Origin of the sequence: Aurantibacter sp. (genome assembly GCF_042094015.1) — a bacterium.
In the GTDB taxonomy this organism is placed as follows: domain Bacteria; phylum Bacteroidota; class Bacteroidia; order Flavobacteriales; family Flavobacteriaceae; genus Aurantibacter.
This window is the reverse complement of sequence record NZ_JBELDZ010000044.1, coordinates 1-23,137: the sequence shown is the minus strand read 5'-3', so window position 1 is coordinate 23,137 and position 23,137 is coordinate 1. Positions and strand designations below refer to the sequence as shown.

Below are 23,137 nucleotides of genomic sequence, written 5' to 3'. Positions count from 1 at the left end.
CAAGGACAAGATTTAAATCAAGATGGAACAAATTCTACTAATCTATTAAATGAAATGGATTGTTATAATAATGAAACCATTGTTTTTAATGCAGATTTTTCAGCAGTTTCTACAAGTACTTCTTACGCAGATATTGAATTAAATTTAGTTATAGGTACTACAGATGAATTTGATTACAATATTACTTGTGTAGAGGAAACAGAAGTAACAGATTTAATATGGATTCAATTGGGTAATACAGTTTCAATTGGTACACAATCAACTATTACAGATTTAACATTAAACGGAAATCAATTATCATTTGTTATTCCAGAAGGTTTTACAGTTGTAAGTGATGATGCATCTGTAACAGTAATACAAGACTTAACTATTGTATACACAAAACAGTAATTATTATTAAAAATTAAACTAAAAAAACCGCTTTGTGCGGTTTTTTTAGTTTAATAAAGACTTTCTTACAAAGAATGTTTATGTTTGTTTCTCTTAAAAATACAAATTTCATGAAAAAAATATTAAGCTATTCAGTATTTATACTTTCAATAGTATTATTTAATTCTTGTGAGAATGAACCTTTAACAGGTTTTGATTTAACAGATTCAGGTACAAGTGGAACAACTAGCGGTAATAATGGAGCTGGATCTGGAGGAACATCATCTGGAGATTATTACCCAAGAAATATAGGAAACACATGGAATTATAGTTCTTCAGCAGGTGGAACAAACCAAAATTTAACGAGCGAAATAGTAAATAACTTCACTGATACTTCTGGTAATAATGTTTATGAATTAACACAATCAACTCTATCAAATGGTACAGCAGCGGTTACTACATCTGGTTTTGTTTATAAAGATGGAGGTAATTATTACGCATATTCAAATGAAATCCAAGTAGATTATGGCGGAGGATTAACAGCTACTCAGACAGCTATTCCTACATATGTGTTTTTAAAAGATAACGTTGCAGTTGGTACTTCTTGGAATGTTTCTTTTACTCAAGTAACTTCTTTTAATGACCCATCTTTTCCAAACGTAGCATTAAATATTAATTATTTATATGAAATTGTAGGAAATGACTTAACTAAAACTGTAAATGGAGTAGATTATTCTCCAGTTATAGAAGTTAAATTAACAGGTGGAGATACAACATCGGGTCAAGATATTAATGCAAATTACTTTTATGCTTTAGATGTAGGTTTAATTAAAATTGAACAAAATGGTCAAGATTCATCAGTTTTAGATTCATATACAATTAATTAATAATATAAATTATTATAACAGTAAAAAGCCACTTCCAAAAGAAGTGGCTTTTTTCATAGTAATAACTTAGAATAGCTTACTTAAAATAAAAACGTTCTGTTTCTCCACTTTTATTCACCACTTCAAAACGTAAAGGTTCAGAATTTGGTTTAGCATCAATAATAGCTTTTATATCATCTACAGACTTTACTACTTTATCATTTAACTTAGTAATAACTTGTCCTTCGTTAACACCATATCTTTTTAAATGGAGTGCATTTGTGTCGTTTAGCTTTGTAATTTTAACACCATAATCTAATTTGTAAGCCTTTAAATCTTTTTCGGTAGCATTTTTAACTTTTGCAATACCATTTATTATATAGGAATTGTTTTTTAATAATGTTACTGCCGATGTTTCTATAGCGCCATTTCTAATAAACTCTACTTTAACCACATCATTTGGTCGTTTTGTAGCTAAGTAACCACTTAAATCGCTAAACTTATTAATTTCTGTTTGATCTATTTTTTTAATAATATCTCCAGATTGTAATCCTGCTTTTTCTGCACCAGAACCTTCTTCTATTTCGCTAATATAAAACCCTTGAGACTCACCAAATTGCTCAAGATTTTCACCATTTAAAGCACCACCAGTAACACCAAGAATTCCATTTTGTACATTTCCGAATTCCATAATATCTTGGACCACTTTTTTTGCAATATTACTTGGTACCGCAAAAGAATATCCAATATAAGAACCAGTTTGAGAAGAAATAGCAGTATTAATACCAATTAAATCTCCATTAGTATTTACTAAAGCGCCACCAGAATTACCTGGATTTACAGCAGCATCTGTTTGTATAAATGATTGGCTATTATTAGAGCTTAAATCTCTAGACTTTGCACTTATAATTCCAGCTGTAACTGTAGAAGTAAGGTTAAACGGATTTCCAACAGCTAAAACCCATTCGCCAATTTTAGCCATATCACTATCTGCAAATGTAGTGTAAGGTAATTCTTCTATTGTTTCAATTTTTAAAAGCGCAATATCTGTTTTTGGATCTGTGCCAATAATCTCCGCATTAAAAGTTCTATTATCGTTTAAAGTAACCGTTAAAGCTTGAGAACCATCTATAACGTGATTATTTGTAATAATATAACCATCTGGAGAAATAATAACACCACTACCAGTTCCTAATTGTTGGCGCTTTTGCATTCTTCCAAAAAATAAATCTTCTAAAGTTGGGCTACCATTATTTGTAGTTACATTTTTAACGTGTACAACTGTATGTATGGTTTTTTCTGCTGCAATGCTAAAATCCGTTTTTTCTAATGTGGTTAATTTTGTTGAATTATAATCCACATTTGAGAAAATAGGATTAACAGATGTTGCTTTAACTAAAGATTTTTTTTCTTCCTTTTCAAATAAAAGTTTATAGCTTCCAAGGGTAATTATTCCTCCTAATACCGAAACTAAAACAAGTGTCATTAATTTTTTCATAAGTAAAAATAGTTTTGAGTTATTAGATTAAACGTTTAAAATTAATTATTTATTGAGTGGTTTTATCAACTTTAACGTGGCTTTAACATCATAAAATAGTCTTATATTTGTTCCAATAATTTTTTAAAATTGATTTACACATTTTATAAATATCAAGGCACAGGAAACGATTTTATTTTAATTGACAATCGTTTAAATACTTTTAACAAAAAGGATACCAAATTGGTTGCCAAATTGTGTGATCGTAAATTTGGAGTAGGAGCAGATGGACTTATTTTGTTGGAGTATTCTGATACATCAGACTTTAAAATGATTTATTTTAATGCAGATGGTAATGAAAGTACAATGTGTGGAAATGGAGGAAGATGTATTGTTGCTTTTGCTCAGTATTTAAATATTATTGATTCTGAAACTACTTTTGAAGCTATAGATGGATTACATTATGCAACTGTTAAAGAAGAAACGATTGCTTTACAGATGATTGATGTTTTTAATGTCGAAGAAAATATAAAATTTTCATATTTAGATTCAGGTTCGCCACATCACGTACAATTAGTTTCTAATTTGAATGAATTTGATGTGAAAACAGAGGGTTCTAAAATTAGATATTCTGACTTATATAATAAGAAAGGCGGAAGTAATATAAATTTTGTTGAACAAGATAATCCATCAACGTTTAGAATTAGAACTTATGAACGTGGCGTAGAAGACGAAACTCTATCTTGTGGAACTGGAGCAACTGCAGTTGCAATTGCAATGTATAAAAGAGGGCTAACTACATCGTTAATAAATATCATTAAAGTTCAAGGCGGAACGTTAACCATTAAATTTAAAGAAGATAAAGGAAGTTATACCAATGTGTTTTTGGAAGGACCAACACAACAAGTTTTTAAGGGTAAAGTAGAATGGTAACATTAAAAACAGAAACTTGCTACTTACGAGCTTTAGAGCCGGAAGACTTAGACTTTATTTATCAAATAGAAAACGATGAAACCGTTTGGGAAGTTAGCCAAACCATAACACCATATTCGCGTTTTTTAATTAAAGAATATTTAGAAAATGCTCACAAAGACATCTTTGAGGTTAAACAACAACGTTTTGTTATTTGTAAATTAAATAATGAGACAGTTGGTTTAATTGATGTTTACGATTTTGATATAAAAAATAAACGTGCTGGAGTTGGTATATTAATTTATGGCGAAGAAAATAAAGCCAAGGGTTACGGAACAAATGCATTAAAAATGGTAGTAGATTATTGTTTTAAACATTTAGATTTACATCAGTTACATTGTAATGTTACGGCAGATAATCTTGCTAGCATAAAATTATTTGAAACTCAAAAATTTGAAAAAATAGGATTAAAAAAAGATTGGGTTTATACAAATGGAACCTATAAAGACGAATATATTTATCAATTAATTAATTATGTACATTAAAAAAATACTTGTAGCTGTTGTAATTATTGGTTTAGCAGTTGCTGCTTATTTTGCAAATTTTGTTTACAATGCAATGCTTAAAGCTAACACTTCTTTTAATGGTGAAACGGCTTATATCTATATATCTAAATCAGATACATATGCAGATGTTAAGGCTCAATTAGAACCGTTATTGATTGATATAGAAAGCTTTAATGATTTAGCTGAACAAAAACAATACATAACTAATATCAGATCTGGACGTTTTGCTATAACTAAAGGAATGAATAATAATGCTATTATAAATTCTATTAGAAGTAAGAATTTACCCGTAAAAATCTCATTTAACAATCAAGAACGTTTAGAGAATTTAGCTGGACGTATTTCTGAGCAATTAGATTTAGATAGTTTAGATATTTTAAATACTATTTCTGATGAAAAGTTCCTGAAAGATAACAACTTTACAAAACAAGCCGCAATAGGAATGTATGTACCAGATAGCTACGAGTTTTTCTGGAATAGCTCTGCAGAAACTTTTAGATCTAAAATGCTAAAGTCTTACAATAATTTTTGGAATACATCTAGATCTGAAAAAGCCAAATCATTAAATCTAACTAAAAACGAAGTAATTACTATTGCTTCTATTGTTCATAAAGAAACAGCTAAAGTAGACGAAAGACCAAGAGTTGCTGGTGTTTATTTAAATAGAATTAGATTAGGAATGCCTTTGCAAGCAGATCCTACTGTTATTTATGCTAAAAAATTAACCTCAAATGATTTTAATCAGGTTATAAAACGGGTGCTTTATAAGGATTTAGAAATAGATTCGCCTTACAATACATATAAGTATAGAAGTATTCCACCAGGACCAATTACAATGCCTGATATTTCTGCAATTGATGCTGTTTTAAATGCTGAAAAGCATAAGTATCTTTATTTTGTAGCTAATGTGAAGAATTTTGGTTACCATAAATTTGCTAAAACTTTAGCGCAACATAATAATAATAAAAACGAATATGTACGCTGGATAAATAGTGTTGGAATAAATCGTTAATATTGAAAAATACACTTCTTTTCTGTATTGTAATGTTTTGTACTGTTGAAGGCTTTTCGCAATACGACATCAATTCATTTTTAAAACCTAGCGATACATTACATCCTAAACGTCTTAAAACTTTGGTAATAACTGAAGCATCTGTGATTGGATTAAGCTTAATAGGTTTAAATCAATTATGGTATAACGATTTTGAACGTTCTAAATTTCATACTTTAAATGATAGTAAAGAATGGCTACAAATGGATAAAGTTGGTCACGCTTTTTCAGCCTATCAATTAGGGCGTTTTGGAGCAGAAAGTTTAAAATGGAGTGGAGTAGATCCTAAAAATCAGCTAATTTATGGTGCTACATTAGGTTTTGGTTATTTAAGTGTAATAGAACTTTTTGATGGTTTTTCTAAAGAATGGGGATTTTCTTGGTCAGATATGGCAGCAAATGCAACCGGAACAGGTTTATACATTAGTCAGCAATTGCTTTGGAAAGAACAACGTATTGCTTTTAAATTCTCATTTAATAGAACTGGTTTTGCTAAACAAAGACCAAATAAGTTAGGAAACGGATTTACAGAAGAAATTTTAAAAGACTATAATGGACAAACTTATTGGTTAAGCGCTAACGTATATTCTTTTTTTAAGACAGAAAAGATTCCAAAATGGTTAAATGTAGCTTTTGGTTATGGTGCAACAGGAATGTTATCTGGAGAAACAAAAAACGTAGATTTTCCAAATCAAGAACGATTAAGACAATTTTATTTGAGTTTGGATGTTGATTTAACACGTATAAAGACTAATTCTAACGTTTTAAAAACACTTTTTTCTGTTTTTAATAGTATTAAAATTCCTTTTCCAGCATTAGAAATTAATAGTAAAGGTCTCGTAAACACTCACGTAATGTATTTTTAACATTGGTTTAACTACTTGATTTTCAATAGTTCATAAATTTGTGTATATTTGCACGCTGAAAATTTTGACTTTATGTCAAGAATTAAAAGTTTATGAAAAAGAATAAAATTCAAGTTTTATTATTATTTGTTAGTATAATCGCACTTATTTTAGTGTCTGTACAAGAAGAACCTCAGTATAATACTGATTTGTCTTTATTTTCTACAAAAGATATGCAGTTAGATTACAACCTTTGTAATGAGTCTAATATGCCAATAATTAAACAAGAAAAGACATTTACACCAAATTTAGGTCAATCTTTAATTGCTTTTAAAGAAGTTTTAGGATTTAAAGAATCTCAAAACGATTACTCTAAAGTAAACACTTTAGGCTATTTAGGTAAATACCAGTTTGGACGTACCACATTAGAAATGATTGGTATTTACGATACTAATCTATTTTTAAATACGCCAGAATTGCAAGAAAAAGCATTTTTTGCTAATACAGAACGTAATAAATGGATTTTAAGAAGAGACATTAAGCGTTTTGTTGGAAAACGAATTAACGGTTCTGTAATTACTGAATCTGGTATTTTGGCTGCCGCACATTTAGCCGGTCCTGGAAATGTAAAGAAGTATTTAAGAAGTTACGGGAAAAATGCATTTAGTGATGCTTTTGGTACAAGTATTAAATACTATATGAAACGTTTTTCAGGTTTTGATACATCTTCAATTGTACCAAATCAAAGACCTAAAGTAAGCTTAGATTCTGACTTAAATTTTTAGAGCTAATTTTATTTTTATTAAAAATAATAGGCTTATAATTTTGAGGCCTTCGTTTAACGGTCTCGTATATGATTTCGTTGCGTGTTTAAGCAACTAATTTAGTAAATAAATACTTGCCAGAGGAAAATTCCGCAGGAATTTTCCAAGTAGGCTAGAACCAGCCATTAATTTTATACTTTGTTGTGGTGCGTTTTTTATTCCTTTTCTTGTTCAGTTTCATTTTCAAATGCTGGTGGTGGTGTAATATGTGGTACGACTTCCCAAAATGATATATTCAGTTCCAATTCAGTTTTTAGTTTGTCATATTCTTGAGTTAGGTTTATTAAGAAATTTTCTATTCCGTCAACTTTTTCTTCTCGATTAGATTCGATAATGGTAAAGTAGCTTTTGATAACATCAGTATCGTCTTCTACTTTAAAATAAGCAAAGTCATTCTTTAATGTCCAAGCTAAAGAATCTGTATTAATTTCTTTGCTAAAATGTTCTTTATAGAATTTGCCTTTTGTATAAGAAACATAGTGTTTTCCATCTGGGTCAAAAATTATCGATTCGCAAAGTTCAGTCGGATATATATTCTGAATTAGCTTTTTTTGTTTAATAACTATTTTCGGAACACTATCGTTACATTTTATCTCTCTAATTCTGTCAATTAATATCCGTAATTTTTAAATTCCGATAATTCAACAGACACGTCTAAACTTCCATTTTCGTTTTTTGGAAATCCATAATTCTTTATTTTGGTTTCTTGCTTTCCACAACTCATTATAAGCAAAACAATTACCAAATATTTGACAAATTTTATATTCATTTCGAAGGTTTGTTCAAATGCACTACAACAAGAAGATATGAATACGTTTTAATGTTTCATATCAGCAGTTAAACGAAGTTAGCTTAGAAAAATAGAATATCAAGCTTGTTTAATTTAATAATTCTACCAATTGCTGTTCAAAATCTATAGCAAACATATTTGCTTTAGGATTTATTATTTTTGCATCTTTGTTAACAATAAAAACGTTATTTATCGGCCTAATAGCCAAGATGTCTTTAGCAGTTTCAGGGTTTTTAAAATGAAACTCATTAATATAGTTAAATCTGTTTTTGCGTAGTATTTTAGCTTGTTCTCTACTACTAATATTATCTGCGTTTATTGCAATAAACTCAACTTCAGGATATTTTACCTTTAACTCTAAAGCTTTTTTGTGAGCATCAATTAAATGATAATTGTATTTATTACTCCAAAAATAAATAATAGTAGGTTTAGAAATTACCGATTTTAATGTTATGATATTATCCATTTTATCAATTAAATCTATATTTGGTAATAAGTAACCTGGCTTTAGTCTAGTATATGAATTAACTATATTACTAACTTTCTCAACTTTATTAGAATTTGTATTAATATTTTTAAAAGTGTTTAAAGCAGTCTCAAAAGCTTTTACATCCTTAGAGTCATTTAAAAAACGCATCATATAATAAAAAGATAAATCATTTTTTATTTTTTCAGACTTTATTTTTTTATCAATTAAGTTAAGTTTATCCAAATTGTAATGTAAAGAGTGACTATTGTATAAACTATCTTTAGAGTGTTTAAAATGACTAGATAACGCAATATTATTAAAGTGGAATCTTAAAAAAGACCTGTAAGGGCGATAGTTTTGAAGAAGTGTATTATTGTAATCAACATTTTTTCTATAACTATAAAAAGAAGGATCTAAATCAGCAAACACATTAAATTCATCTTTGTCAAAACGTGCAAATGGGTAAAATTCTTTGCAATAATAATGATGATATAAAATATTACCTTCAGCTACCTCTGTGAATAAAGTTGATAATTTATGCTTTTTTTTGTATGCTTTTAATTTTTCTTCTTTTAGTATTTTTAGACTATCTAATTTAGTAGAAAATAATTGAGGTTCTAATTGACTTATTTTAAGAATAAATTGTTCTTGAGTTTCGTTCTCTAGAAATAAATCCATTAAATAATTGTTTTTTTTACTACCATTTCCAGAAAAAGTAAGAGACTCATCAAAGTTAATGGTATTTAATAAAAAAGTTATACTGTCTCCTTTTTCAATCAAAACGGATTGAGATTCCAAACCATCATAAAAATTATAAATACCAGGTTTAAAAGCTTCAAATTTATGTATAAATGTATTTTTATTATCTAAAGTAAGTGTATCTAGAGTTATATTATCTAAATCTTTAAGAATAACAAAATTAGTATTTGGATTTAAAATAACACCACCAAAATAAGTATTATCATTATTAGTGGTTGCATTTCTACAGGCAATAAAGCATGTTATAGCAGTAACTATTGTTATTATAGTGATTTTTAGTTTCAAATTATTGTAATCTAAAGTGTTTAACAAATTTAATTTAATGATTTAATTTTCTTGTTAAAGCGCTGTTAAATCTTAATATAACTAAGTTTATAGTATAAATTTAAAGGCTTTTTTCTACTTTTGCGCCACACTTACTTTAATAATATTATTCTTAATTAAAATATGTTAAAAGTAAATGTAATTAATAGCTTTTACTAATACTTTAAAAATTTAAAACCAGTATGTTATCAGTTTCTAATTTATCTGTTCAATTCGGGAAACGTGTCCTTTTTGATGAAGTTAATACTACGTTTAATAACGGTAATTGTTATGGAATTATTGGTGCAAATGGTGCTGGTAAATCTACATTTTTAAAAATAATTTCTGGATTACAAGAACCTACTTCTGGTCATGTACATTTAGAAACAGGAAAACGTATGTCGGTTTTAACACAAGACCACAATAAACATGATGAGGACACTGTTTTGGAAACAGTTTTAAAAGGAAATAAACCTCTTTATAAATTGAAGTCTGAAATAGATGCTTTATACGCAGATTACACAGATGAAAATGCTGACAAAATTGGCGAATTACAAGTAAAGTTTGAAGAAATGAATGGTTGGAATGCAGATAGTGATGCTGCTTCAATGCTTTCTAACTTAGGAATAAAAGAAGATCACCATTATACTTTAATGGCTGATTTAGATGGTAAACAAAAAGTACGTGTATTATTAGCACAAGCACTGTTTGGAAATCCAGATGTATTGATTATGGATGAACCTACCAATGATTTAGATTATGAAACTATTGGTTGGTTAGAAAATTTCTTAGCAAATTATGAGAACTGTGTTATTGTTGTATCTCACGATAGACACTTTTTAGATGCGGTTTGTACACATATTTCTGATATTGATTTTGCAAAAATTAATCATTATTCTGGAAACTATACATTTTGGTATGAGTCATCTCAATTAGCGGCAAGACAACATGCACAACAAAACAAAAAAGCTGAAGAAAAGAAAAAAGAATTAGAAGAATTTATTCGTCGATTCTCTGCAAACGTTGCAAAATCTAAACAAGCAACGAGTAGAAAGAAAATGATTGATAAGTTAAACATAGAAGATATTAGACGTACAAGTAGACGTTATCCAGCTATTATTTTTGAGAGAGATAGAGAAGCTGGAGATCAAATTTTAAATGTTGAAGGTTTATCTGCTTCTACTGATGGCGAAATTCTTTTTAAAGACATAGACTTAAACTTAGCAAAAGGAGATAAAGTCGTTTTGTTCTCTAGAGATTCTAGAGCAACAACAGCATTTTATCAAATTTTAAATAATAATATAAAAGCAGATTCTGGTAAATTTAATTGGGGCGTAACTACAACACAGTCTTACTTACCTTTAGATAATAGTTCTTTCTTTACAGACGAAACATTAACTTTAGTAGACTGGTTAAGACAATGGGCTCAAACTGAAGAAGAAAGAGAAGAGGTTAATCTTAGAGGTTTTCTTGGTAAAATGATTTTTAGTGGTGAAGAAGCATTAAAAAAATGTAATGTATTATCTGGAGGAGAAAAAGTACGTTGTATGTTATCTAGAATGATGATGACAAGAGCAAACGTATTGCAATTAGATGAACCTACAAATCACTTAGATCTTGAAAGTATTACAGCATTTAATAACTCCTTAAAGAATTTTAAAGGTTCTATGTTGTTCACAACACATGATCATGAGTTTGCACAAACTGTAGCAAATAGAGTAGTAGAACTTACTCCAAATGGTGTTATTGATAGATATACAACGTTTGATGAGTATATGCAAGACAAAAAAATAAAAGAATTACGTGATAAAATGTATACAGCATAATAAGCTTTATTTAAATTTTAATATAAAAAAACCTCTAAAATTATATAGCTTTAGAGGTTTTCTGAATTTTGAGAGTATTTTTTCATTTACTCTTTAGATAAATTTTTCATTTCAGTTTCAATCATATTATAAAATTGATCAATTTTTGGAAGAATTAAAATTTTAGTTCTTCTGTTTGTTGCTTTATTTTCAGAAGAATTATTTTCAACTAAAGGAACATAGCTACTTCGTCCAGCAGCAATTAATTTATCTGGAGCAACACCTAAATCTTGTAAAGCTCTAACAATTGCAGTACTACGTTTTACACTTAAATCCCAATTATCTATTAAAACACCACGTTTATATGGGGCGTTATCTGTATGGCCTTCTACCATAGCTTCAAAATTTGGCTTTCCATTTATAACAGTTGCTACTTTAGCTAGTATTGTCTTAGCTTTTTCAGTAATAGTGTAACTTCCGCTTTTAAATAATAACTTGTCTGATAAAGAGATAAAAACAACACTTTTTTCTACATTAATTTGAATATCTTCATCATTTAAACCTACTTCTTTTTTTAGACTACTAACTAAAGCAAGTGTTACACTATCTTTTTTAGTTAAAGCATCTTGTAAGCGAGATATTTTTAAATCTTTTTCTTTTAAACTTTCTAAAGATTTTTCAAGATTACTAGCACCTTTAGATGTTAAAACCGTCATCTCTTTTGTACTTTGTATTAAATCTTGATTAGTTGCTTTTAGGTCTGCTAAACGAGCTTCTAATTGTTTTCCTCTTTCTAAAGATGCTGCTTGGTCCGATAAACATTTGTTTAATTTTACGGTTGCGGAGTTTAATTGGTCTTTTGTAGTTTTATGTTTGGCTTCTAAAGCAGCAAACTCTTTTTTAGAAACACAAGAACTTAATATAAGTAGTACCGAAAAACTCATTAAAACAATTTTTTTCATAATATGATATTGGGTTAACTTTTGTCAAAAATAAAAGAAGTTTTAACGACAATATAATGTTTAACAAAACTTTGACTAAAACCCTAAAACTGATTAAAAAATCGCTTTTTTTGAATAAAATAACTATAAACAACACTTTTTAAGCCATAATAACCTTTTTTTTGTTGAAGTGATTTACGTTGTTTTAATAACTTTGGTAAGGCTATATAAAAACTAAAATGTGCTTTTATAATAGCAAAAGTATGTTTTGGTTTAAATTCTAATAAAAATTTTATTCCTGCAACGCCATCTAAAGCTAATCGTATAAAAACTAAGAGTAGTAATAAGCCTTTTACATTTTTCACTAATGTAAAAAGACTATTTCTAAAATTTAGTTCTGTTTTTTTTGGGTTTGAAGCATTAAGTGTTGCGCCACCAACATGATAAACTATTGAATCTTGATTGTATTTAGTAATGTATCCTAAATTAAAAGCGCGCCAACACAAGTCAATTTCTTCATAATGTGCAAAGTAAGATTCATCAAAGCCATTAAGTTCATTAAAAACAGATTTTCTAATAAACAAACAAGCACCAGAAGCCCAAAAAACAGTATCTGATTTGTATTGATTTTCATCAACTTCTATAGTGTTGAAAATTCGACCTCTGCAATACGGGTAACCTAAAGCATCTACAAATCCGCCAGCTGCACCAGCATATTCAAAATGTGATTTCTTTTTGTAATCTAATATTTTTGGTTGAATTATAGCTGTATTTTCTTCATTAGAAAACTCTTCTTCTATTGGTTTAAGCCAATTTTCTGTGACTTCAATATCACTATTTAAAAGGCAATAAATTGGTTCTTTAACTTGTTTTAAAGCATCGTTATAACCTTTTGCATAACCACCATTCTTAGCGTTTTCTAAAATAGTTACATTAGGGTAATTAGCTTTAATAAACGAAATAGAATTATCTGTAGAAGCATTATCCGCCACATAAACTTTGGCTTCTTTAGAGTATTTTACCACAGATGGTAAAAATTGCTCTAAAAGCGATTTTCCATTCCAGTTTAATATGACTATTGCGATGTTCAAAGTTCAGATTTATTTTTAGTATTTATAATCAGGAATATCTTCTAAAAACTGATAACGTTCGTTAATAAAATCCATTTCACAATAATAATGATTTAATCCGTTTGTAACCATTAAATAACTTGCGTTTAACTTTAAATTATATTGTGCGACTTGATCAAAAGTATTCTGATTAATCTTAATTTTTGGCGATTTACATTCTACAACTAGAAAAATACTACCATCTGGATTAAAAACAACAATGTCGTAACGCTTTTTTAAATCGTTTATAATAAGTTCTTTTTCAACGTTTATTAATGATTTAGGATAGTTTTTATGTTGAATTAAATACTGTACACAATGTTGTCTTACCCATTCTTCGGGTTGAAGAATGATAAATTTTTTACGTATTTCATCAAATATGGCGACTTTATTTTTACTATTTTTGAATCGAAATGTATATTGTGGGAAATTTAATTCGTGCATTTAAAATTTACTTATCTCAGTAAAGGTAAAGCACAAGATTTAAATTACAAATACCAGGCTGAATTTAATTCAACTAAAACCAAAATCATTGGAAGACGTAAAACAAATAGTAACAGATATTAAGCAAAAAAACTTAAAGCCTATTTATATTTTAATGGGTGAAGAGGCTTATTATATTGATAAAATATCAGATTTTATTGAAGTTAATGTGTTGTCTGAAGAAGAAAAAGGGTTTAACCAAATGGTTATGTATGGTAGAGATGTTACTGTAGAAGATGTTGTAGGACAAGCCAAACGTTTTCCTATGATGGCAGAACATCAAGTAGTTATTGTTAAAGAAGCACAAGACTTATCTAGAAGTATAGACAAATTATCTGCTTATGCTAAAAATCCGCAACCAAGTACAATTTTGGTGTTATGTTACAAATATAAAAAGATAGATAAGCGTAAAGCATTATACAAAGAAGCTAAAAGAACTGGTGTTGTTTTTGAAAGTAAAAAGTTATACGAAAATAAAATTCCAGACTGGATAAGACGTGTTTTATCGCCTAAAAACTATACAATAGAACCTAAGGCTGCTATTATGTTAGCAGAGTTTTTAGGAACTGATTTAGGTAAAATTAATAACGAATTAGAAAAACTTCAAATTGTATTACCAGTTGGCACGCAAATTACTGCACAACATATTGAGGAGAATATTGGAATAAGTAAAGATTATAATAATTTTGAGTTACAGAAAGCTATTGGAGTTAAGGATAAAATAAAAGCTTTTAAAATAGTACATTATTTTGCCGATAACCCAAAAGATAATCCAATGGTTGTAACGGTTTCTATCTTATTTAATTACTTTTCTCAATTATTAAAATTACACGGATTATTAGATAAAAACCCAAGAAATGTAGCGTCTAAACTTGGCATAAACCCATATTTTGTATCAGATTACATTACAGCTTCAAAACATTATCCAATGAGACAAGTAAGTCAAGTTATTGGAACAATAAGAGAATTTGACTTAAAAAGTAAAGGTGTAAATGCTAATGCAGTTCCACAAGGCGATTTACTTAAAGAAATGTTAGTTAGAATTATGGGGTAGAGGGTTACTATACCTTAACGCTTTAGTAAGATCAACAAATGGTAATATTGCATAATTAGAAAAAAGTAATGTATAGATTAACCTAACTCTTCAATTTCTTCATTATAATCATATTGCAAATCTTCATGAAGTTTTAAAATCTTTTTTGTGATTATTTCAAGCTGTTTTATATAGATATTTTGAAGTGTTGTATTTTTTGAAATAGAAGGTCTAAATGCTTTTAATTTCTTGCAAAAGTAGAGTAGTAGTTCAACCTCGGTTTCTTTTACATTAGAATAGCGAATAAATTTCTTAGTACTTCTTTGAATTTTACGGACACTCTTTTTTATGTGATAATAATTGTTCGATCCAATGTCAGAAAATTGTTGATCTATAAATTCTTTTACTGTATTTATATAGGCTTCTTCGCTATCAGATTCAAAGAGTAAATAGGTTAAAAGCTCCTTGTTTTCCGCTTTAAAACGTGCTAAACGTACACAAAGTTGTTGTAGCTCTTCTGGTGTTTTATGTTTTAATTCTTTACGTATGGTAACAACAGATTCTGCTTTCATTGTATGAATTTATTATTCTTATAGCTAAGTTAAGTAAAAGGAATAAGCCTATTTTAATAATTAAGATATTTTATTATCTTTAAAGTGAATTAATTTAATTAAAAATTACTTGGTTTGAAAAAGGTTTATATTTTACTATTAACTGTATTAATTACAGCAATTGGCTTTGCACAAGCACCAGAAGGATTTAATTATCAGGCATTAGCACGTAATGCTTCAGGAAATCTTATTGTAAGTACGCCAATTGGAGTAAAGTTTAAATTACACGAAGATCTACTTACAGGAACAGTAGTTTATACAGAAACACATACAGTAACAACAAATAGTTATAGTGCTTTTACATTAGTAGTTGGAGAAGGAACTACTACAGATGTTTTTGCAGATATTATTTGGGGAGCTAAGTCTCATTTTTTAGAAGTAAGTATAGATCTCGCAAATGGAACAGCATACTCCAGTTTAGGCACAAGTCAATTATTAAGTGTCCCTTATGCCTTGCATACAAAAACCGCGGGTAATGGTATTCCTTTAGATGGACAAGAAGGTCAAATATTAAGTTGGGAGCAAGGTGCTCCAACGTGGGTAACTCCAGCGGATAACGAAGCACCATCTGTACCTCTAAACATTGTTGCAATAAATATTACAGAAACTACTGCAGATGTATCTTGGGATGCATCTACTGACAATGTTGGTGTGGATTCATACGAAATATATCAAGATGGGTTATTAATTACAACGGTTGCAACACCAAGTTATCAATTCACTAACTTACCTAATATTGCAAGTACTAATATTGCTATACGAGCAAAAGATGCTGCAGGAAACGTATCTGATGCCAGTGCAAATTTTGTATTAGTCACACAAGATGTTACGCCACCTTCAATTCCAATTAATTTTATTGCCACAAATATTACAGAAACTACTGCAGATTTATCTTAGGATGCATCTACAGATAATGTTGGCGTATTAGAATATATAGTAAACAGTGACGGTTCTGAATATTTGACTACAGTACCAAGTTTTAGTTTAGGAGGCTTATATTTTATTGGAAGTAATAATATTACTATACGAGCAAAAGATGCTGCAGGAAACGTATCTGATGCCAGTGCAAATTTTGTATTAGTCACACAAGATGCTACTCCTCCCATTGCATTTAGTTTTAACCCTATGAGTTCAAGCAATCCGGGATTAATGCGGTGGACCCAATCTTTTGATAATGTACAAGTAGTTCGTTATGATATCATGCAAAATGGGGTATTATACACTAGTGTCTCAAGTACGGTCTTTTCTTATTCAATGCCACTTGGTGTTTCAGATAATTTTTCTATTAGAGCCTACGATGCTGCAGGTAATTATAGAGAAAGTAATATTGTATACGTAGATCGTATACCTCCAACTACTTCTTCTTGGACTGAAGACACGTTTTTTTGTCCTAGTACTTTTTCATATAGGTCTGAATACTCATTTATTTTAATTGATGACTATTCTACTAACGTTACTATTAGACTTTTTAATGGTTCTACTCAAGTGGCTTCTGGCTCTTACCAAAATGGGGTAACAGGTTCTCTTGACCTTCCCTGTGCAATTGGTAGTGCATCTTATGCTATTATAACTGATAGTCAAGGTAATGATATTAATTTTACAATCCCTTTTTAAACGCTTTAGAAGAACCTTGAGTTTTTTTTTAATCTTTTTAATTGCTATTAAAATTATGGCATTACAGTTTATTAATTATTGTATTGTTTTAGCCCAGATAGAGGTATTTGTTTGAAATCCTTTTTTGTGTTGCAGTTATGCACAAAAAAGATTGAGTACCGAAAGCTGGAAATTGCTTCTAAAAAAGTGCACAAAAAAAAGATACTTTAGTTAAAAAGCATCTTTTAATATTTTAACTTATTTAGTGTATAATAATTGTTCATGAAAGCCACCTATATTTAGATTGTAGTCTACAAAGTGAATTTCATAAATCCAAAAGCGTTCCTCACCATTAATATCTTTTTCAGACATTAATAAATTATTATTAGGATGGATGTAATTGATTTCTTCTTCACCCAGAATTTTTTCGTGTGGAAAATTACCAATTAAATGGCCGCAATGCTCATTGCCATATTCCCAGCCGTATTTTTTTGCTAAATTTTTAGTGTAATTGTAAAAATCTGCACCAGTTAATGTAGCCTTATTTTTTAAGTAATAATCTTTTCCTTCTTTCCAGGCTAACTCAACATCTTTTTTTAGTTTTAACTTCTTTTCATTGGCACCAATTACATATGTTTTCCCTATATCTGCTTCCCAGTTTTCAAATACAGGTCCAAAATCAAAAAACATAATGTCGTCCTTTTGAATTGTTAAATTAGGTGGGTTTTCTTTATATGGAAGTAATGTGTTTTTTCCAGCCCTAACGATTCGTTTATGCCAAAATTTTTTAATTCCAAAAAGTTCAAATGCTAAGTTAAAAACTTCAGTGTTTAATAGTTTTTCTGTTTTACCAGGAATAACAAGATTTCTACTTTCAATTTCTTGAAATAGTAATTCAGCCTTTTTTTCAGCTTCAATTAACTCATTTAAAGGGTCTAACATATTAATTTATTTAAAGCTAACAATTATAAATGCTTCCTAGGTGCTATTAAAGAACAACTAATTTAATTGTTTTTTTATAACATTTTGACAATTAAAATAAAAAAGACGCTTTCATTATAAAAGCGTCTTTTTAGATATGATTGAAATAATAAATTATCTTAAAGCAGGAAATTCTGTAGGGTTCACTTCGTTAAACACCTTGTAAACAGCTTCGAATACATCCTCTATAGAAGGTTTAGAGAAGTAATCTCCGTCTGTTCCATAAGCTGGTCTGTGCTCTTTAGCTGTTAATGTTAACGGCTTACTATCTAAATGTTTGTAAGCGTTTTGTGTGTTTAAGATCTTATCTAAAATAAATGCACTTGCGCCACCAGAAACATCTTCATCTATAACCATTAAACGGTTTGTTTTAGCGACACTTTTAACAATGTTATGGTTTATATCGAATGGTAATAAACTTTGTACATCTATAATCTCTGCATTAATACCAACTTCTAATAACTGCTTAGCAGCTTCATAAATAATTCTTAGCGTAGAACCGTAAGATACTAAAGTAATATCTGTTCCTTCTTTTATAGTTTCTACAACTCCAAGTGGTGTTTTATATTCACCAGAATTTGTAGGCATTTTTTCTTTTAGTCGATAACCATTTAAGCATTCTACAACAATGGCAGGTTCATCGCTTTCTAAAAGTGTATTATAGAATCCAGCAGCTTTAGTCATATTTCTAGGGACTAAAACGTGAACTCCGCGTACTAAATTGATTATTCCTCCCATTTGAGATCCAGAATGCCAAATACCTTCTAGTCTATGTCCACGAGTTCTAATAATTAATGGTGCTTTTTGTCTTCCTTTTGTTCTATAACGTAAGGTAGCTAAATCGTCACTAATAATTTGTAAGGCGTAAAGTATGTAATCTAAATACTGAATTTCTGCAATGGGACGTAAGCCACGCATAGCCATTCCAATACCTTGACCTAAAATAGTTGCTTCTCTAATTCCTGCATCTGCAACTCTTAATTCCCCATATTTTTCTTGTAAACCTTCTAATCCTTGGTTTACATCTCCAATGGCTCCTGCATCTTCACCAAAAATTAAGGCTTCAGGATATTTATTAAAAATGGCATCAAAATTCTCTCTAATTACAACGCGTCCATCTACATCTTCTGCGTTAGTATCAAATTGAGGTAAAACCTCTTTTATTGTAGAAGCTTTAGAATCAGAGTCGTTATACAAATCTGAAGAATATTTTGGTTGAACTTCTTCAAAATAAGCGTTTATCCAATTTTTAAGTTGTACTTTTTCTGATAAATTTTCTTTTGCAACGTATCGTAATACTTGTCTTGCTGTAGATAATATATCTTTTCTATTAGGTTCTTTTGATGTTTCTAACGTATTTATTAATTTATCTATAAATACTTTATTCTCGCTATTGTTTGAAACTGATTTTAGAATATTTAGAACAGATGCTTTCTCAGATAAAATAGGATTTAAGAAATTAGACCAAGCAGCTTTTTTACCGTCGCGAACTTGTTTTTTTATGTCTTTATCAATTGCATCTAATTCTTCTTCTGTTGCAAAATTATTAGCTAATAAAAATTCACGAAACTTTACATTACAATCAAATTCGCGTTCCCAAGATAATCTTTCTTCGTTTTTATAACGTTCATGAGAACCAGAAGTAGAATGTCCTTGCGGTTGTGTTAATTCGTTTACGTGAATTAAAACTGGTACATGTTCTGTACGTGCAATTTCTGATGCTTTTTGGTAGGTTTCCATTAATGCTGGATAATCCCAACCTTTTACGTTTAATATTTCATATCCTTTGGCATTTTCATCGCGCTGGAAACCTCTTAATATATCCGATATATTTTCTTTTGTTGTTTGATGTCTGGCATGAACAGAAATTCCATATTCATCATCCCAAACACTCATAACCATAGGTACTTGTAAAACTCCAGCAGCGTTTATAGTTTCAAAAAATAAACCTTCACTAGTACTAGCGTTTCCTATAGTTCCCCAAGCCACTTCATTTCCTTTTTCAGAAAAGTTAGTAGTATCTATACCATCTACATTTCTGTAAATTTTAGATGCTTGGGCTAAACCTAAAAGTCTTGGCATTTGTCCTGCAGTAGGAGAAATATCTGCACTTGAGTTTTTTTGAGCTGTAAGATTTTTCCAATTTCCGTTTTGATCTAAACTTTGTGTTGCAAAATGTCCACCCATTTGTCTTCCTCCAGACATTGGTTCTTGTTCTAAGTTGGTGTTACCATACAAACCAGCAAAAAAACTTTCAATATCTAATGCTCCAATAGCCATCATAAAGGTTTGATCTCTGTAATAACCAGACCTAAAATCTCCATTTTTAAAAGCTTTAGCTAATGCTAATTGCGGTATTTCTTTACCATCGCCAAAAATTCCAAATTTAGCTTTACCTGTTAACACTTCTCTACGTCCTAAAAGACTACATTCTCTACTGGTTACAGCAAGTTTGTAATCGTTTATTATTTCGGCTTTAAAGTCGTTAAAAGATAATTCTTCTTTTGAAGTGGTTTTGGTTTGCATCTACTTATAGTTTAGTACACAAATTTAGTGAATTAAAGTTGTTTTTACAACGTTGTAAAATCTTAAATAATTATTAATATGGTAATAAAAACCTATTTTTTATATGAATTTTGATTAAAAAATGAAAAAATATGCTTTTTGATATGAATTATTTAATTTAATAGTTTTGAGTATATCAAATTAGAAACGTTTCTTTATTATTAATGATTATTGATAGTTAAAAGTCAGAAATTGTGTTGCTTTACTATTATTTTAATTAGATTTGATTTTTTTTAGAATTTTGATATGAAAAATAAATTTATTTTGTTGGTACTATTGTTCACTATAGTTTGTAGTGGTCAAGAGTTGAAAAAATCTAACGAAATTTTACAAGCTCCAATACCATTAGAGCTTATGATTGGTAATGATTATAGTCTTTACCAAATGACTGTTTCTAAACAATTAACTCCAGGGAATAAGTTTGGATTTTTTAATTTACTTTCTTACGAAATAGATTATGTAGAATCTACTTCTGATATTTATTTTATACAGTCTGTTTTTACTTATAATATTAATACTAATTTTAATGTTGGAACTGGTGCTAATTTAAAATCGTTTGGAGGTTATAAACCTATTCTATGGTCTTCATATTCAATTTTTAATGATAAAATAGGTTTTGTTTTGCAACCAAGTGTTGAATTAAGTAAAAATGGTGTAGCAGAGTTATTCTCATTATTTGAATGGCATAGAACTAATCAAAAAAAGATTAGTCCTTATTTTAGAGTGCAAGCTTTATTTGGAGGAAATAAAAAGCATGTTTTTAGTTATCATTATTGGAGGCTTGGAGCACAATATAATATGTTTCGTTTTGGAGCAGCAATAAATGTTCAATACATTGGAGAGAATGTAATTAGTAATACTAACTTTGGAGGTTTTATTAGTATATTAATACCAACGTCTTGTAAAAAGACCTAATAACGTTTTTGGAGACAAAGTAACTTTAAACCTTATGCGTTCGTCATAATTTTTTTCAGCTATTTCCCAGCCTAAATTTGAATAAACAGGAAAGTAAAGTTCAAAATAATCTTCTACTAAATTTAAACGAATTCCAGAATCGTAAACAAGTCTAGGTTTAAAACCTTTATTGTTTATTAGTCCAATATCTCCGTAAGCCATAACGTATCGCCAAATCGTTGTACTTGTGTTAGCAGTTGTAATCCATTGGTTAGCAAAAGGCGTACTTAATTTTGATTTAAAACCTCCTTCTGAAGTTATTAATTGCTGACTTAATAAACCTTCTGTTTCGCTACGCCCTAAATAATCGTAATCAAACAAATAATCTGAAGGTCTATCTAAAGCAAAACTAAAAAAATCTGAATCATTTGTAGTTTTATTGTATAAAAATAGACCAGAATATAAGCGTACATTAAACTGCCTGTTGCTTTCTGTTAATTTTCTATACTGAATACTAGCTGTTATTTTACCAAAATCTTTTGCTATTTGTAAACCAGTTCCCCAAGAAAATGTGTTTTTTAAATTTAGATCAGATTCACCATAACTTGCATTAAAGACACTGTATTTAGGTTCGCCAATAGTTTCAAATTCGCCAGTTGGATCTACATCTCTTGAAACAGTAACATATCTAAAAATAAGACGTCTAGAGTAATTATCTCTTAAATCTTTTGGATTCCTAAAACTAAATATTGCATATGGATTGTAAGTATAATAGGATAGGTTTGGAGCATAATTAAAATATTCTCCAGAGAATCCTAATTTTGTTTTAAAATTAGCTTCGTTTTCATTTAAAAAATTATAAACCAGAGAACCACTACCAACAAATTGTTTACTTTTTGTTGCATACAAAGGGCTTATTCTATATAAAAAACGCTTGCTGAGTATCGTTTTATTATACAGTTTTGGACCAATAGTTATTCCATCATAGAAATTGTATTCTATCTCAGGCATAAAAAATATTTGATTATAGTTGGGGTTTTCTATGTCTTTAAACAGCTTAAATTGTAAAGGTTTATTAAAAATACCTTTTACATTCTTAAAGTTATTACGCATATTAAAATCAGGAAATGTATTTTCGTGATTTATTGCAAATCTTGTTTGGTTCTTGTTTTTTACGACAATAGTTGTATCTCCAATAAATCCTTTAAACCACTTTTTACTTATAATACTATCTTTTTCTAATTCATAAAATGAATAAGGCATTTTAGAATTACGTAAGTTTTTAAGTGTAATAATTAAAGAGTCATTTTTAGTTTTTACTCGTTTAATCTTGTAATCTATTTTATTGTTTGTAGCTATATATTCTTTAAAAAACCAGTCTCTATTTTTATATGTTACCTTGGTTAAAGCTTCTTTAAAATATGTTGAGTTTATAGGTTTTAACTTTTCTGTTTTTACAAAATTAAAAAGAGTAGAATCTATAACGCTATTACCAACATAATCATTTAAATAATTTAAACCAGTTCCTGCTTTATATTTATTAGAAATGTTTTTGTTAAATTTAATTAATGAATCTTTAGCCATTCCAATAGGTTGATCTATTGCAGAACGAGCCATATGCAGATATAAGAAATTATATTGATCATTAAATTTTAAATCTGCAGCATGAAAGCTACGAACGCCCCAAACTTTAGCTAAGTCTCCTAATATTTTTGTGTTTGGATAATAGGTTTCAGCATATTTCATTAAAACATAGGTCTGTATTCCATCTATTATCCATTGATCTGTTCTTGGGTTTAAAGACAATGTGTTTTCTAAATAATTTCTAAGAGATAATTTTAAAATTTTAAACTCATACTGAAATGTATTCTGAAAAGGTCTAATTAAATCC

The 23,137-nt window shown here is 29.1% G+C and carries 22 protein-coding genes; 12 read left to right on the top strand and 10 right to left on the bottom strand.

Annotated elements, in window-relative coordinates:
- Both ACFDSN_RS07895 and ACFDSN_RS07890 read left to right on the top strand, forming a co-directional pair.
- A partial coding sequence (locus ACFDSN_RS07895; protein ID WP_375239303.1) for a hypothetical protein occupies positions 1–390 on the top strand: 390 nt, incomplete at its 5' end.
- A 110-nt stretch (positions 391–500) separates the two neighbouring features.
- Positions 501–1,256: a hypothetical protein gene (locus ACFDSN_RS07890; RefSeq protein ID WP_375239302.1), complete on the top strand. Its 756-nt coding sequence runs from the start codon at positions 501–503 to the stop codon at positions 1,254–1,256.
- 76 nt (positions 1,257–1,332) lie between these two features.
- On the opposite strand, the gene ACFDSN_RS07885 is transcribed toward ACFDSN_RS07890, so the two are convergent.
- On the bottom strand, positions 1,333–2,733 hold the full coding sequence (locus tag ACFDSN_RS07885; protein WP_375239301.1) for a trypsin-like peptidase domain-containing protein: 1,401 nt from the start codon (positions 2,731–2,733) through the stop codon (positions 1,333–1,335).
- 129 nt (positions 2,734–2,862) lie between these two features.
- On the opposite strand from ACFDSN_RS07885, the gene dapF reads away from it, so the two are divergent.
- The 5 genes from dapF to ACFDSN_RS07860 all read left to right on the top strand — a co-directional run bounded on the left by dapF (position 2,863) and on the right by ACFDSN_RS07860 (position 6,871).
- Positions 2,863–3,645, top strand: coding sequence for a diaminopimelate epimerase (gene dapF / locus ACFDSN_RS07880; RefSeq protein ID WP_375239300.1), 783 nt, complete (start codon positions 2,863–2,865; stop codon positions 3,643–3,645).
- Positions 3,639–4,169 (top strand): GNAT family N-acetyltransferase, encoded by a 531-nt coding sequence (locus ACFDSN_RS07875; RefSeq protein ID WP_375239299.1) that lies wholly within the window; start codon positions 3,639–3,641, stop codon positions 4,167–4,169. The genes dapF and ACFDSN_RS07875 overlap by 7 nt, the downstream gene beginning before the upstream one ends.
- The gene (mltG, locus tag ACFDSN_RS07870) at positions 4,159–5,202 is read left to right on the top strand and encodes an endolytic transglycosylase MltG (protein WP_375239298.1); all 1,044 of its coding nucleotides are present in this window, start codon (positions 4,159–4,161) and stop codon (positions 5,200–5,202) included. Before ACFDSN_RS07875 ends, mltG begins: the two co-directional genes overlap by 11 nt.
- A 32-nt stretch (positions 5,203–5,234) precedes the next feature.
- Positions 5,235–6,107 (top strand): DUF2279 domain-containing protein, encoded by an 873-nt coding sequence (locus tag ACFDSN_RS07865; RefSeq protein ID WP_375239304.1) that lies wholly within the window; start codon positions 5,235–5,237, stop codon positions 6,105–6,107.
- Between the two features lie 92 nt (positions 6,108–6,199).
- Positions 6,200–6,871: a peptidoglycan-binding protein LysM gene (locus ACFDSN_RS07860; protein WP_375239297.1), complete on the top strand. Its 672-nt coding sequence runs from the start codon at positions 6,200–6,202 to the stop codon at positions 6,869–6,871.
- 649 nt (positions 6,872–7,520) lie between these two features.
- Here the strand turns inward: ACFDSN_RS07860 and ACFDSN_RS07855 are convergent.
- Both ACFDSN_RS07855 and ACFDSN_RS07850 read right to left on the bottom strand, forming a co-directional pair.
- Positions 7,521–7,679: a hypothetical protein gene (locus ACFDSN_RS07855; RefSeq protein WP_375239296.1), complete on the bottom strand. Its 159-nt coding sequence runs from the start codon at positions 7,677–7,679 to the stop codon at positions 7,521–7,523.
- Positions 7,680–7,788: 109 nt separating this feature from the next.
- On the bottom strand, positions 7,789–9,213 hold the full coding sequence (locus ACFDSN_RS07850) for a TlpA family protein disulfide reductase (protein ID WP_375239295.1): 1,425 nt from the start codon (positions 9,211–9,213) through the stop codon (positions 7,789–7,791).
- A 221-nt stretch (positions 9,214–9,434) separates the two neighbouring features.
- Between ACFDSN_RS07850 and ACFDSN_RS07845 the strand changes: the two genes are divergently transcribed.
- Positions 9,435–11,057 carry an ABC-F family ATP-binding cassette domain-containing protein gene (locus tag ACFDSN_RS07845; protein ID WP_375239294.1) on the top strand — a complete coding sequence of 541 codons (1,623 nt, stop codon included), beginning with the start codon at positions 9,435–9,437 and terminating at the stop codon, positions 11,055–11,057.
- 86 nt (positions 11,058–11,143) lie between these two features.
- Here the strand turns inward: ACFDSN_RS07845 and ACFDSN_RS07840 are convergent, their stop codons facing one another.
- The 3 genes from ACFDSN_RS07840 to ACFDSN_RS07830 all read right to left on the bottom strand — a co-directional run bounded on the left by ACFDSN_RS07840 (position 11,144) and on the right by ACFDSN_RS07830 (position 13,530).
- Complete coding sequence (locus ACFDSN_RS07840; protein ID WP_375239293.1) at positions 11,144–11,998, bottom strand: flagellar motor protein MotB; 855 nt, start codon at positions 11,996–11,998, stop codon at positions 11,144–11,146.
- Positions 11,999–12,081: 83 nt separating this feature from the next.
- Positions 12,082–13,068, bottom strand: a complete 987-nt coding sequence (locus ACFDSN_RS07835; RefSeq protein WP_375239292.1) for a glycosyltransferase family 2 protein — start codon at positions 13,066–13,068, stop codon at positions 12,082–12,084.
- Positions 13,069–13,083: 15 nt separating this feature from the next.
- Entirely contained in the window at positions 13,084–13,530 is a 447-nt protein-coding gene (locus ACFDSN_RS07830; RefSeq protein ID WP_375239291.1) for a type I restriction enzyme HsdR N-terminal domain-containing protein, read from the bottom strand.
- An 88-nt stretch (positions 13,531–13,618) separates the two neighbouring features.
- Here ACFDSN_RS07830 and holA point away from each other — a divergent pair, with 88 nt between their 5' ends.
- On the top strand, positions 13,619–14,623 hold the full coding sequence (gene holA / locus ACFDSN_RS07825) for a DNA polymerase III subunit delta (protein WP_375239290.1): 1,005 nt from the start codon (positions 13,619–13,621) through the stop codon (positions 14,621–14,623).
- 77 nt (positions 14,624–14,700) lie between these two features.
- Here the strand turns inward: holA and ACFDSN_RS07820 are convergent, their stop codons facing one another.
- Positions 14,701–15,174, bottom strand: a complete 474-nt coding sequence (locus tag ACFDSN_RS07820; RefSeq protein WP_375239289.1) for a hypothetical protein — start codon at positions 15,172–15,174, stop codon at positions 14,701–14,703.
- A gap of 114 nt (positions 15,175–15,288) precedes the next feature.
- Here ACFDSN_RS07820 and ACFDSN_RS07815 point away from each other — a divergent pair, with 114 nt between their 5' ends.
- Both ACFDSN_RS07815 and ACFDSN_RS07810 read left to right on the top strand, forming a co-directional pair.
- Positions 15,289–16,110, top strand: coding sequence for a hypothetical protein (locus ACFDSN_RS07815; protein WP_375239288.1), 822 nt, complete (start codon positions 15,289–15,291; stop codon positions 16,108–16,110).
- A 63-nt stretch (positions 16,111–16,173) separates the two neighbouring features.
- Positions 16,174–16,827, top strand: a complete 654-nt coding sequence (locus ACFDSN_RS07810; RefSeq protein ID WP_375239287.1) for a hypothetical protein — start codon at positions 16,174–16,176, stop codon at positions 16,825–16,827.
- Between the two features lie 237 nt (positions 16,828–17,064).
- Here ACFDSN_RS07810 and ACFDSN_RS07805 read toward each other — a convergent pair whose 3' ends face one another.
- Both ACFDSN_RS07805 and ACFDSN_RS07800 read right to left on the bottom strand, forming a co-directional pair.
- Positions 17,065–17,748: a M24 family metallopeptidase gene (locus ACFDSN_RS07805; protein WP_375239286.1), complete on the bottom strand. Its 684-nt coding sequence runs from the start codon at positions 17,746–17,748 to the stop codon at positions 17,065–17,067.
- Positions 17,749–17,901: 153 nt separating this feature from the next.
- Complete coding sequence (locus ACFDSN_RS07800) at positions 17,902–20,313, bottom strand: thiamine pyrophosphate-dependent enzyme (protein WP_375239285.1); 2,412 nt, start codon at positions 20,311–20,313, stop codon at positions 17,902–17,904.
- A 285-nt stretch (positions 20,314–20,598) separates the two neighbouring features.
- Between ACFDSN_RS07800 and ACFDSN_RS07795 the strand changes: the two genes are divergently transcribed.
- The gene (locus ACFDSN_RS07795) at positions 20,599–21,267 is read left to right on the top strand and encodes a hypothetical protein (RefSeq protein WP_375239284.1); all 669 of its coding nucleotides are present in this window, start codon (positions 20,599–20,601) and stop codon (positions 21,265–21,267) included.
- Here ACFDSN_RS07795 and ACFDSN_RS07790 read toward each other — a convergent pair.
- A partial coding sequence (locus ACFDSN_RS07790) for a metalloprotease (protein ID WP_375239283.1) occupies positions 21,238–23,137 on the bottom strand: 1,900 nt, incomplete at its 5' end. The two genes, ACFDSN_RS07795 and ACFDSN_RS07790, sit on opposite strands and share 30 nt — an antisense overlap.